This is a genomic window from Rhodanobacter glycinis (genome assembly GCF_006438785.1).
Taxonomy (GTDB): domain Bacteria; phylum Pseudomonadota; class Gammaproteobacteria; order Xanthomonadales; family Rhodanobacteraceae; genus Rhodanobacter; species Rhodanobacter glycinis_A.
The window spans coordinates 1-12,822 of the sequence record NZ_RCZB01000003.1 but is presented as its reverse complement, the minus strand read 5'-3'; the positions used below and the strand labels follow the sequence as shown (position 1 = coordinate 12,822).

General features: G+C 65.9%; 10 protein-coding genes. 4 read left to right on the top strand and 6 right to left on the bottom strand.

Annotated elements, in window-relative coordinates:
- Positions 1-14: 14 nt before the first annotated feature.
- The 4 genes from EAH75_RS10640 to EAH75_RS10625 form a co-directional block, all read right to left on the bottom strand.
- Complete coding sequence (locus EAH75_RS10640) at positions 15-2,396, bottom strand: LPS-assembly protein LptD (protein WP_140805441.1); 2,382 nt, start codon at positions 2,394-2,396, stop codon at positions 15-17.
- A gap of 239 nt (positions 2,397-2,635) precedes the next feature.
- Complete coding sequence (locus EAH75_RS10635) at positions 2,636-3,553, bottom strand: histone deacetylase family protein (protein WP_170212216.1); 918 nt, start codon at positions 3,551-3,553, stop codon at positions 2,636-2,638.
- 11 nt (positions 3,554-3,564) lie between these two features.
- Entirely contained in the window at positions 3,565-4,137 is a 573-nt protein-coding gene (locus tag EAH75_RS10630; protein WP_140649517.1) for a cob(I)yrinic acid a,c-diamide adenosyltransferase, read from the bottom strand.
- 6 nt (positions 4,138-4,143) lie between these two features.
- The gene (locus EAH75_RS10625) at positions 4,144-4,752 is read right to left on the bottom strand and encodes a hypothetical protein (protein WP_140649518.1); all 609 of its coding nucleotides are present in this window, start codon (positions 4,750-4,752) and stop codon (positions 4,144-4,146) included.
- Between the two features lie 86 nt (positions 4,753-4,838).
- Between EAH75_RS10625 and ubiH the strand changes: the two genes are divergently transcribed.
- From ubiH to EAH75_RS10610, 3 genes are all read left to right on the top strand, one after another.
- On the top strand, positions 4,839-6,068 hold the full coding sequence (gene ubiH, locus EAH75_RS10620) for a 2-octaprenyl-6-methoxyphenyl hydroxylase (protein ID WP_140805439.1): 1,230 nt from the start codon (positions 4,839-4,841) through the stop codon (positions 6,066-6,068).
- On the top strand, positions 6,065-7,276 hold the full coding sequence (locus EAH75_RS10615; protein WP_140649520.1) for a UbiH/UbiF/VisC/COQ6 family ubiquinone biosynthesis hydroxylase: 1,212 nt from the start codon (positions 6,065-6,067) through the stop codon (positions 7,274-7,276). The genes ubiH and EAH75_RS10615 overlap by 4 nt, the downstream gene beginning before the upstream one ends.
- Before the next feature lie 77 nt (positions 7,277-7,353).
- Positions 7,354-8,148, top strand: a complete 795-nt coding sequence (locus EAH75_RS10610; RefSeq protein ID WP_140805437.1) for a dienelactone hydrolase family protein — start codon at positions 7,354-7,356, stop codon at positions 8,146-8,148.
- A gap of 6 nt (positions 8,149-8,154) precedes the next feature.
- Here the strand turns inward: EAH75_RS10610 and EAH75_RS10605 are convergent, their stop codons facing one another.
- A complete protein-coding gene (locus tag EAH75_RS10605) occupies positions 8,155-8,631 on the bottom strand; it encodes a hypothetical protein (protein ID WP_140649523.1) in 477 nt (158 codons plus the stop codon).
- Positions 8,632-8,662: 31 nt separating this feature from the next.
- Entirely contained in the window at positions 8,663-10,123 is a 1,461-nt protein-coding gene (locus EAH75_RS10600; RefSeq protein WP_140649525.1) for a GTPase, read from the bottom strand.
- A gap of 178 nt (positions 10,124-10,301) precedes the next feature.
- Between EAH75_RS10600 and EAH75_RS10595 the strand changes: the two genes are divergently transcribed.
- Positions 10,302-12,822, top strand: a 2,521-nt coding sequence (locus EAH75_RS10595; protein ID WP_240046144.1) for a ligand-binding sensor domain-containing protein, incomplete at its 3' end; no start/stop codon positions are given.

The window sequence follows — 12,822 nt, the reverse complement described above, 5'->3', positions numbered from 1 at the left end:
CGGGGCGAATGCGTTTATTGATAGCCGAGAATATCACGGCGCAACAGTGGATCGATTTGGCCGCCCGACGAGCCGAGCCCCTTGAAAACCACTTCGAACATGATCGCGTTGTCGCGCTGGTTGATATTGCCGCCCGTGGGAGCAGGACCGAAGCCGTAGTAAGCCTGGTTGACGTAGTTTCGATCGACCAGCCGCAGCGACACGCAACAGCTGTCGTACTCCACGCCAGCCAGCGCTTCGACGGTCTCGCGGTCCTTTACCGAATAAGTCCACGATCCCACCAGTCGCCAGCGTTCGGACAACGGATAGACCGCCGAAGCGCTGTATTGTTCCAGCAGACCGCGACGGTAGCGGTACGAGAAATTGAAGACGCCGTCGGTGCCCAGACGACGCTGCAGTTCCACCGCGGCCATGTCGGTGAGACGGGTGTTCGGGCTCCACTGGTAGGAACTGGCGAGCCGCCAGCGATCGCTGAGTTGCACGTCGAGCTGGGCCACGTAAGCCGAGCGCACCCAGTCGGTGCCGAGCACCCGCTGCGGGCTGAGGTAGCGGATCTGGCCGATGCTGGCCGACAGCCGTTCCGCGCCGCTGTCGTCGAGCAGGCGCGTGGTCAGCGCCGCGGTGACGTTGTTCGCATCCATCTGGCGATCGGCGCCGGAGAACTGGTTCGGCGAGAACAGCTGCCAGTAGTCGAACGACATCAGGCTGGTATCGAAAACCGGTAGATTATTCTGGTTGCGATATGGCACGTACAAGTAGTAGATCCGCGGTTCCAGTGTCTGCGTGTAACTGTTGCCGAACAGCGAGGCGTTGCGATCGAACACCAGCCCGCTGTCCACGCTGACGATCGGCAGGGCGCGGCTCGGAGACTGCTGCGTGAACGGCGAGACGCCGCCACTGCCGAGCAGCCCGCCATAGCCATACTTGTCGTAGCCGCTGTCGAGCTGATAGGCGGTGTAGCGATAGGCCACTTTCGGCCGGACGAACCATGCGGAGGTGCCGAAATCGGCGGCCAGATAAGGGTACAGATCCTCGCGCTCGCCCTCGACGAAGCCAGTCTTGCGGAACGCCACGGCCGAGGTGTCCATGCCGAATTCCAGCCAGCGCGACAGCGGCACGTTCATGCCGAAGGTGGCGTAGGGCAGCTGATCGTACGGCAGTACCCTGTCGGTCACGAACGGGTTCACGTTCTGGTAGATGGTGCCGCCGAACGACGCGTGCCACCATTTTCCGCCGCCCATGACCGCGGCATTGGAGGCCAGCGTATAGATCGCGGCATGCGACAGGGCGTCGCCGTAGTCGTACAGGTAGCTGCTGTCGGAGGCATGGTTGTACGAACCCACGAACTGCCAGCCTTTCCAGAGCTGCGTGCGATCGGAAAGGTTGACCAGATAGCGCGAGTCGCCCTTGATGTCGGCAAGGCCGTCGTTTTCGCCGTGATCGTTCGGCACGTATTCCACGTTGATCTGGCCGTTGCTGCCCGGTACCAGGTATCGGAATTCGCCGGCCAGCATCGCGCCGCGATCGCTGTAGATGCGTGGGTCCAGCGTGGCGTCGTAGTTCGGTGCCAGGTTCAGATAGTACGGCGCGCTTACCTCGAAACCGGATCGGCTGGTGTTGCCGATGGCCGGATACAGGAAGCCGCTCTTGCGCCGGTCGTCGGTCGGGAAGCTGAAATACGGCAGGTACAGGAAGGGTACGTTGCCCAGTCGCATGGTGGCGTCGCGCGCCACACCTACGCCGGTTTCCTTGTTGATGGTGATCGACTTGGCACGAAACTCCCACAGGTGATGGCCGACATCGCAGGTGGAATATGTTGCCATCACATAGCGCGAGTGCTGCGCATCCAGCATGTGGCCCTGTTTGGCCACGCCGTTGCCGCGCGCATCGAGCATCTGGTAGCGCACGTCGTCGGCGATGCCGCGGCTGGCATCGGTATTGCCCCGCATGTGCGACGACGCCAGCAGCTGGCCGGCCTCCTGGTAACGCACGTTGCCGCGAGCGTCGTAATCGGTGCTGACGTTGTTGTAGTCGACACTGTCGGCTTGCAGCTGCTGGTCGGCGCGCTGCAGTTTCACGTCGCCGGACAAGTGGTAGACCGACTGGTTGGAGCTGTCCACATGCTGCGCGTCAACCTTGGTAAGGCTGGTTTCGCGCAGGCTGACGTCCTTGCCGAGGCTGGGGTCGTAGAAATCCAGCAACGCATTCGGGCGGCACATGGCGTAGTTGTAGGGGCGCGGTGCGCAGTGAAACGAACCCAGCGGACAGGCCTGATCGGCCTGTCCGGGCGAGGTGGCGGGAGTGCTCTGACCGCTGCTGGCGTCGGCCTGGCCGCCGATCAGGGCAAGTGCTGCGGCAATCGCCAACAGGCGGCGTGGAGGTAGCTTGTGCATCACTGGGAAATCTGCCGACTTTGAAGGCTCGTTAAGCTAGCAGAAACGCCTCTTATACGGCAGGCAAACGTTTCCCGGCCGCGGCGCGGATTCAGCAATGCGGCGCGAGAAACGAGCGACGGCGCGGTCGCAGACGGTGTCGGGCTGGCAGGGGACACAGCACCACTTGCTGTCGATTTCATCCGATATCACTCCCGCTGGTGTGGGCGGCGGGGCGGACAGTCAGCCCGTCGCAGGCAAATTCAGTCCATCAGCGCGCCGACATGCGCGCTGGCGCAGGCGGCCAGCGCGGCGAGGTCGTAACCGCCTTCCAGCGTGGAAACCAGTCGGCCGCCGGCATGCGTGCGGGCCAGCGTCACTAGCCGCTCAGTGATCCAGGCGTAATCCTCATGACCCAGCCGGATGTCCGCCAACGGATCATTGCGGTGCGCATCGAAACCGGCCGAGACCAGCACCAGTTGCGGCCTGAATGCGTCCAGACGGGGCAGCAGCACGATGTCCCACAGTTCGCGAAACTCGTGCGAACCGGCGCCGGGCGACAGTGTGCCGTTGACGATGTTGCCACTGCCGCGCTCGTCCTCATGGCCACTGTCCGGATACAGCGGCGACTGGTGGCTGGAGACGAACAGCACGCGCGGCTCGCGCTCGAAGATGGCTTGCGTGCCGTTGCCGTGATGCACGTCGAAGTCGGCAATCGCGACCCGCTTGAGGCCGTGCACGGCCAGCGCGTGCGCGGCGGCCACGGCGATGTTGTTGAACAGGCAGAAACCCATCGCCTGATCACGGGTGGCATGGTGGCCGGGCGGGCGCACGGCGCAGAACGCACGCTGGCAGTCGCCATTCATTACCGCGTCCACCGCCGCCACGTTGGCGCCCGCTGCGCGCAGTGCTGCCTCGACCGAGCCGGGTGACATCAGGGTGTCTTCGTCCAGACGGTGATGGCCGGTGGCCGGGGCGCTGGCAAGGACGCGTTCCATGTGGGCGGCGCTGTGGACCCGCAGCAACTGCTCGCGCGTGGCCAGCGGCGCCTCGACGCGATCGAGCGCCGCGTAACGATCCTGGTCCAGCGCCTGCAACACCGCGCGCAGCCGCGCCGGGCGCTCGGCATGTCCCGGGCCCGGATCGTGTTGCAGACAGGCCGGATGGGTGTACAGCCGCAGCACCCGGCGGCCTATTCGGCAGGCTGGGGTTTGCGCCGGCGCTCGTGTTGCCACAGCACCTCGCCGTGACCGCTGGTGCGCGCCAGTACGCGTGAGATCACGAACAGCAAGTCGGACAGCCGGTTGAGGTAGCGCTGCGGCTGGCTGCGGATAGCTTCCACCCGCGCCAGCGCGATGACTTCGCGTTCGGCGCGGCGGCATACCGTGCGCGCCAGATGACCGCAGGCCGCCGCCATGCCGCCGCCGGGCAGGATGAATTCCTTCAGTGGCGGCAGCGGCTCGTTGAAGCCGTCCAGGATGGTTTCCAGCCGGTTGATGTCGCTGTCCTCGACCATCGCCATGCCGGGGATGCACAGCTCGCCACCCAGATCGAACAGGTCGTGTTGCACCTGGGTCAGCGCCTCGCGCACGTCGGCAGTGACGCCGTCGGCCGCCAGCAGCATACCAATGGTGCTGTTGAGCTCGTCCACGGTGCCATAGGCGTTGACCCGCAGCGAGTCCTTGCCTACCCGCGAGCCGTCGCCCAACCCGGTGCTGCCGTCGTCACCGGTGCGCGTGTAGATTTTCGAAAGCCGGTTGCCCACTGGGATTCAGCGCGACAGCTTGGCTTGGTCGGCGTGCAGTGCGCGGGCGATCTGCACCGCCAGTACGTGCAGCACGGCGCCGATACCGACATACAAGGCCGTGGTCTGCAGGAACGGCAGATACCAGTCGCCCAGATTGGCGAACCATGCAGCAGAGTTGCGCGGCAGCGGCACGCTGTCACTGAGCCAGTAGAAGCTGCCATTGGACAGCAGGTAGCAGGCGGCCCAACTGACCGCCAGCGCGATCACGGCCATGCCCAGCGTCTGCAGACGCAGGCCGATCTGGTGCCTGGCCAGCCAGCTGCCGCCCAGCCACAGGCTGAAATACGACGGGATCAGGAACCAGTAGGCCACCGATACGCAGTAGTGACTCCAGAAGTCGAGGCCCTGGCCGCTGATCACCAGATAGTCGATCAGCACTGCTTCAGCCATCAGCAACGGAAACGCCCAGCGGCCGGACCCACGCAGCCAGAAACCGGCCAGGAAGAAAATGCCCCACGAGGCATCCGGCAGCGCATCGAAATGATGCAGCAGCGAGTGATGCATGCGGGTGGCCGCCATCACCGCGGCGAGTGCCACGAAGATGCCGAGGCGTTGGGCCAGTGTCTTGACCATGAGGGGGCTCCATGTGGGCGTTTGAACAGACCGCTAGTCTAGCCCAATGCTGCAACGCAGGCGGCTCCAACGCGTATCATCGACGCATGAATGTCCACGAATCCTCCGCCGTGAACGAACCTGGCGTACTGATCGTCGGCGGCGGCCTGGTCGGCGCCAGCCTGGCCATTGCGCTGGATGCGGCGGGTATTGCCGCCACCCTGGTCGAGACAGCCGCCCCGCGTGCCGATGCCCAGCCCAGCTACGACGAACGCAACCTGGCGCTGGCGCGGGCCACCGTCAACGGCCTCGAGGCCATCGGCGTGTGGCGGCATGCCGCGGCGCGAGCTACCCCGATCCGGCATATCCATGTCAGTCGCGCCGGAGAATTCGGCAGTGCGCGCATCGATGCGGACAGGCAGGGCGTCGATGCGCTGGGCTGGACCCTGCCGGCGCGCGAACTGGGCGCGGCGTTGCTGCGCCGGCTGGACGAATGCACCCAGTTGACCCGGCTCGCACCCGCGACCTTGTCCGCGCTGCAACCTCTGGCTGGTGGCTGGCGTGCCCAGATCAACCATGCCGATGGCGTGCGCTGCATCGACACACCACTGCTGGTCGGCGCCGATGGCACGGCTTCCTTCGTTCGCGCGCAGCTGGGTATCGACGCCGAGCGTCACGATTACCGGCAGACACTGTTCGTCTGCACGGTCACGCCCGAGCGCAGCCACGCCGGCCGCGCCTGGGAGCGGTTCGCCGATGACGGCCCGATCGCGCTGCTGCCGCTGGCCGAGGGGCGCTGCGGGCTGGTGCTCACCGTGGCCGCTGACGAGGCGGACGCGGTCGCTGCGCTGGATGATGCGGGTTTCATCGAACTGGTGCAGCGGCGTTTCGGCTGGCGCCTTGGCCGCTTGAGCCGGCCCGGCAAGCGTCATCCGTACGCGATCCATCGCGTCGCAGCGACCCGGCTGACCGGGCCGCGCGCTGTGCTGGTGGGCAATGCCGCCCAGACCGTGCATCCGATCGGTGCGCAGGGCTTCAACCTCGGCCTGCGCGATGCTCTGACCCTGGCCGAGCTGATCGCAACGGCTGCCGATCCCGGTGCTGCCGAGGTGTTGCAACGTTATGCCGTACGCCGTGCGCCGGATCGCGAAGGCACCATGGCGATGAGTCATGGCCTGGTGCGACTGGCCTGCCTGCCGCAACCGCTGCTGGCGCCGCTGCGATCGCTGGCATTGCTGGCCTGCGATCGGGTGCCACCGCTGCAACGGGCACTGGCGCGCCGCGGCATGGGTTTTCGCGGCGAACCGCCGCTGGCCGTGCTGGAGCGGCTGCCATGAATACCTCGTCGCTCGATGTTTCAACGCGCCGCCGCGCTCCGGCAATGGACGTGGCCGTGGTCGGCGGTGGCATGGTCGGCGCCGCCGCCGCTTTGGCGCTGGCGCGCGCCGGCTTCCGCACGGCGTTGCTGGAAGCACATGCGCCAACCCCATGGAGCGTGCACGCCGAGGTGGACCTGCGCGTGGTGGGCCTGGCACCCTCGTCGATCGCGCTGCTGGATGATCTGGACGTCTGGACGTCCATCCGTCAGGCGCGCGCCGGTTCGTATGCGCACATGCATGTATGGGATGCCGAGAGCGGCGCGGCCATTGATTTCGATGCGGCCAGCGAAGGCCGCGACAAGCTCGGCTACATCGTCGAGAACTCGCTGGTGCAGTGGGCCCTGTGGCAGGCACTGGAAACTGTCGGCGTGCATCGCCTGTGCCCGGCCCAAGTGCAAGGTTTCGAGGCGCACGAGGATCGCATCCAGCTGGAACTGGCGGATGGCGAGACCCTGGCGGCAGGATTGCTGGTGGCAGCCGACGGCGCGGCCTCGCCGTTGCGCCAGCTGGCCGGCATCGACACGCGAGGTCGCGACTACGCACAGCGTGCCGTGGTGGCGCATGTGGCTACCGAGCGGCCGCACGAAAGCACCGCGTGGCAGCGCTTCATGCGCAGTGGGCCGCTGGCCCTTCTGCCGCTGGGCGATGGTCGCAGCTCGCTGGTGTGGTCGTTGCCCGAGGCCGAGGCCCAGCGTGTACTGGCGCTGGACGACCAGGCTTTTCTCGATGAACTCGGCCTCGCCAGCGATTTCCGGCTGGGTCGCATCCTTGCCACCACGAAGCGCGCGGCATTTCCGCTGAAGCTGCAGCTGGCCGAGCGCTATCAGGCCGACCGTTTCGTGCTGCTGGGCGATGCGGCGCATGCAGTACATCCGCTGGCCGGCCAGGGTGTGAACCTGGGGCTGCGCGATGTGGCCGAGCTGCGCGATACGCTGGTCGCCGCGCGCGCCGCCGGCCGCGACATCGGCGCGGCGCATGTGCTGCGCCGGTACGCGCGGCGCCGACGCAGCGCCGACACGCTGGATGCGCTGGGCTTCGACGCGCTGGCGCGCATCTATGCGTGGCAGTCGCCGGCGCTGGTCGCCGCGCGCGGCGTCGGCGTGTGTCTGCTCGATCGCCTGGCCCCGTTGAAGCGGCGCCTCTCGGAGCACGCCGCCGGACTGTGAACCCTGCAAGGTAGAAACCCATACCATCCGCCCCGCGTACAGGGGCGGGAGCTTGTCAGCCCACCGGAGGATTGATCATGCGCATCGCCCGATTCTGCTGTCTGCTGTTGCTTGCCGGTTCCAGTTTCGCTGCCCAGGCGAAGATGGTGCACCGGACCGTCGAATGGAGCCAGGACGGCACCCGCTTCCACAGCATCCTGATCTATGACGATGCGACCGCGACGAAGCGGCCAGGCCTGGTGATGGTGCCGAACTGGTACGGCGTCAACGACGCGGCCGTAAAGAAGGCCGAGATGATCGCCGGCAGGGATTACGTGATCCTGCTTACCGACATGTACGGCGCCAGCGTGCGTCCGCAACAAGGCCATGCCGATCAGGCGCAGGCGGCGGTGAAACCGTTGTACGGCGACCGCGCGCTGATGCGTAAACGCGTGAACGAGGCGCTGGCCCAGCTCAAGGCTCAGGTCGCGACTGCGCCGATCGACAGCAGCAAACTGGCCGCGATCGGCTTCTGCTTCGGCGGCTCGGCGGTACTGGATCTGGCGCGCAGTGGCGCCGACGTCGCCGCGGTGGTCTCGTTCCACGGCGGCCTGGATACCGACAATCCGACGTTGGCGAAGAACATCAAGGCGCGCGTGCTGGCGATGAACGGCGCCGACGACAAGGGCACCATGCCGGACGCGGACAAGTTCATGGACGAGATGCGCACCAGCCCCGCCGACTGGCAATTCGTGGTGATCGGCCACGCGGTGCATTGCTTTACCGAGGTCGGCGAGAACTCCCCCGGTTGTCGCTACGACGAACGCGCGGCCGCGCGCAGTTACCGGTTGATGCATGACTGGCTGCGGGCGGCATTTGCGGGAACGCCGTAGGTGTAGTCAGTCCAGCTCGCGCCAGTGCGCCGCGGAGCGAATGCACCCGAACAGTACGAACAGCGCGACCGCGGTGAACAAGGACAGCTCTGCATAGCTTAACCAGAAACTGAGGGGCTGGAATGTCATGGACAAGAAGTTGTCGCTGGACAAATGCCTATGGTCGAGAAGGTCGGTGAAATCGTAACCATGACAGTGCCTGCCCATGCATTTGATGGCCCCGCAGAGCAGCGACCTGTATGACACAAAGGCTAGCAAGCCAACGCTCATTGAAGAGGCGAGCAGCCCCATCATCACTCCGGCGCGGAAGCCGACCATGAGTTGACGCTTTTGTTTGAAGTAGCCGGACTCCAGGAACAGGCCGAAGCCGACCGTGGCGGCTCCGATGGCGATCATTTGCCAGAGGGGCAATCGGTCGGTGTCCAGGGCCATGTGGTACGCGTGAAACAGCCTGGCGAATTCTGGGGGCAGTGGTTTCGGCATCGGGCCATCCATGGATTGGGATTGTGCTTGTTCAATCGACCCGATCGCGCACCGCGTCGATCGTAAGCGCAGCCAATTGGCGCAGCCGCGTGCCGCCGGCATCGGCGAGCAGTTCCTTCAACCGGGCGCTGGCGTCATCCTGGTCCAGGCTTTGGCGTTCGGCCAGCGAGGCGGCCAGTGCACGTCCCATCGAGTCGAAGATCAGGGCGTAGGCGAACGCGTGCAGTACGCCACCGCCCAGCGTACCCAGGCCGGGAAACGCTTTCAGCGCATTGCCGGCGACGGCGAGCACGATCGAACTGCCGGTGCGCAGGGTGAGTTTGGCCTGTTGCACGAAGTCCTCGATCTGCACGTCGCTGACTTTCACGCCGTACAGTTCGGCCAGCGCGCGGGTGAGGCCGGTGGCGAGCACGCCCTGGATCACCAGGTCGCTGCCCGGCGCCACTGCGGCGAGCGCGCCGACGATGGCGCGGCGGGCGTATTTGCGCACGATGCGCTCGGCTTCTTCAGCGCGAGTCCGTGCCTCCAGCGTGCCGGTGCGTTGATGCAGGCCGGCCAGCACGGCGTTCTCGCGCCGGTTCTCCAGGCCTTCGGCTCCCGGCGCGGTGAGCCGATCGAGTGCTTGCAACAATGGCTCGATAGCCGGCTTGCGCTGGCGTTCGACCGACTCGGTACTGCCGTCGGCGAGCTGGCGTTGATAACGCTCGCTGCCGCCGGCACTGATCGCCAGCACCGCGCTGGCGATGCCGCGCGATTGTTGGGTAAGGCGCGCGAGCAACTTGTCGCGTTCGACCGCCGTCCACTGGTCGGCCTTGTTCAGCACCAGCAGCAACGGCTTGCCGAAGTCGGCTAGCCAGCGCAGCTCGTCGGCCTGGCTGCGGTTGAGGTCGCCGGCGCACAGATAAATCACGGCGTGCGCGCGCAATGCTTCCTCGCATGCCAACGTTTCGTGCGCCTCGCCGCCGGCCTCGCGGCTGCCGGGCACGTCGGCCAGCACCAGCGTGCGGCCGTCCGGGAAGGCGCCGTCGTAATGACCGACTTCGCGGGTGGTGCCGCCGCGCGCATCGCTGGCGACCTGGGCGTGCGGTGCCAGGGCGCGAATCAGGCTGGACTTGCCGGTGGAGATCTCGCCGAACAGCGCGACATAGACGCGCGCACTGACGCGGCGCCGATCGAGCTCGCCAAGCTCGGCTGCCAGTGCGCCGGTATCCGCGCCGCGTTCGCGCAGCTGGCCGATGCGCTGTTCCAGGCTGCTGCGGTCGGGTACCGGCAGCGGCCGACGCCGGCGTCGCGGGCGCAGCAGCCACCACAGCACGCTCAAGCCGGCGGCGGCGAAGACCAGCAGGACGCTGCCGAGCGTCCACTGCAGCCACTCCGGCAAAGCCAGGAAGCGCTGCGCCAGCGCCAGCGCGCGTTCGGCGGCGGCGAACAGCAGCCACAGCAGCGCGGCCAGGGCCAGTGCGGTGAACAGCAATCGCAGGCGTCGGGACATGCATGCATTCTAGCGGGCTTGGCTCTTGTGCCGGGCCCGATACGAAGCGTTCCGCAGCGGCACGCGCAAGGCTTTGCTCGCGCCCGGTTCGTGGTTTTGGCACTATCGGGCATTGAGGTGACATGGCTTCGATCGAAGCTGGTGCGGATTTCGTGGTGCCGGTTCGCGGAGGGGCTGGATGGGGGGAGCACTGAAGTTGTCGACCTGGCTGCTGGGCATGGCCCTGGCTGCGCTTGTGCCCGTGCCTGGCGCCGTGGCCGCAACGGCACCCGGCACGCAGGCGGCGGGCCTGTTGCCGACGCCGCAGTTTCGACGTTATGAGACGGCAGATGGCCTGCCCAGTGGAGCGATCTACGCCGTGGCGCATGATCGCAACGGCTTGATGTGGTTTGGCTCGGCCGGCGGCCTGGTGCGTTTCGACGGGGTCAGCTTCAAAGTGTTTCGGCACGCGGCGGATGACCCTGGCTCCCTGCCTGCCAATGCGACATATTCGCTGCTGATCGATCGCGACAACCGGGTCTGGACCGGTGGTATTTCGACCGGGCTGATTGCCTATGACCAGAACAGCGGGCGCTTCCGGCACTGGACGCATGACGACAGCCAGCCAGCCAGCCTCGCCGGCAATGAAGTCTGGGGTCTCGCGCAGACAGTCGACGGCAGTTTGTGGGTAGCCACGGAAAACGGCCTTGATCGCATGCGACCGGACCGGAGCGGCTTCGACCACGTGCCGCTGGATGTCGATGGGAAACATTCTGCCTCGTTTGGTCAGACGCGTGCGCTGCTGGCCGAGGCCGATGGTCGCTTGTGGATCGGCGCAGAAAGTGGCCTCTACCTGCGCGAGCCCGATGGCACGATGCACCAGGTGCCGGTGGATCCCTCGTTTCATGGCGACATCGGCAAGGCCTGGCGCATCGATGGCGGTCACGGCGAAGTCAGGGTTTCGCTGACGGGCGGCCTGCTGATCATCGGCACTGATGGCGTGGCGCGACCGCTGGCGAGCCAGCAGCTGTCATCGCAGCGGATCATGAGCAGCACCCGCGACTCGTTGGGGCGACTGTGGATCGGCACGGCCGATGGCGTGCTGCTGGATCATGGCGATGGGCATCTGCAGCGGATCACCGGTCAACCGTTGTTGTCGGGCGGACTGCCGGGCAACAAGACGTGGCAGACCGCGCTCGATGGTGAAGGTGGGCTGTGGATCACCTTCGAGCAGTCCAGCATTGCCTACCTGCCACCGGGCTGGAACGGGTTTGCACGCTTTACCCACATTCCTGACGATCCTGGCAGCCTGTCCGGGATTACGGCGTCGACGATTCTCATCGGCCGTGACGGCAAGTTGTGGCTGGGTGGCAACAATGGGTGGATCGACAAGCTGGATGCGACCACCGGTCGGGTGCAGCATGTGGTGCAGGGAATGCAGGGCCAGATCGTGTCCCTGGCTGAGGATTCGCGTGGCCGGCTATGGATCGACAACCCACCCCAGCTCAACCTGTTCGACCGCGGCAAGCTCATCCGGATCGATCTCGACCATGCTCAGGTGACACGACCAGTGTTGCTCTGTGCTGGTGACGATGGACGGATATACGTCGCTTCATGGGGTGAAGGCGTATTCGTCGTAGACCCCGACAGCTTGACCATTGCATCGGTGGTGATGGAGCAGGGAAACGATGGCATCCTGCGTCCCGATCAACTCACCTTCCATGCGGGTAGCCTCTGGTATGCGAGCGAAGGCGGCTTGCTGCGCCGAGACGGCAAGGACGGGAAGCTGCTTTTCGTACCCGGCGTACCACGACAGGAGATCCTTGCTTTCGCCTTCGATGCGACGGGCTTCTGGCTGGCCACCGGGACGAACCTCGAACACTACCGATATGCCGACGGACGTGCGGTGCGTGATGACAGCATCGACCTCAGCCATGAGGGGCTGAAGTCTGATCTGCGCGATTTGCGGGTGGATCGACAAGGCCGGTTATGGGTGTTTGCCAATCCGGGCCTGTGGCAGTTCGATCAGCAGACACGCCGCTTCCGGTCGTTTGGTCCGGCGCATGGCCTGTTGAACGCGAATTTCGACGGGGGTGCGACCGCCATGGCGCCCGGGGGAATGGTGTTTGCCGTCAACAGCGGCGGTGTCGTGGCATTCCAGCCCGAGCGATTGCTGCATCCGGAAAAAACCGGCCCGTTACCGGCATTGACACTGGCGTACCTCAACGTGCAACGCGCCGGCGAAGTGCGCGCCATTGCCCTCGACGGCAAGGTGGTGCAACTGGGCTGGCGTGATCGTGACCTGCGCGTGGGTGTGCGCCTCGCTTCGTTCATCAACCCGGCGGTCAACCGTTACCGCTTTCGATTGAACGGGTTTGACAGCGGCTGGGTCGATGCTGGCAATCGCGGCGAGCGGGATTTTGCCGGGCTGGCTGCCGGTGACTACACGCTGGACGTCATGGCGGCCGGTGCAGACGGCCAGTGGACCGCGTTGCGGACACCGCTGAGCATCCATGTACAAGCCCCGCCGTGGGTGCGCTGGTGGGCGTGGGTGATCTACGTGCTGCTGCTTGCCACCTTCGTCGGGCTGGTCCTGCGCGGCTGGCGTCGGCGGCTGGCGCAGCGCCATCACATGCAACTGGTCGAGCAGCAACGGCAGATGGCCGAAGCGGCGAGCGCGGCGAAGACCCAGTTCCTGGCCACGCTGAGCCACGAGATCC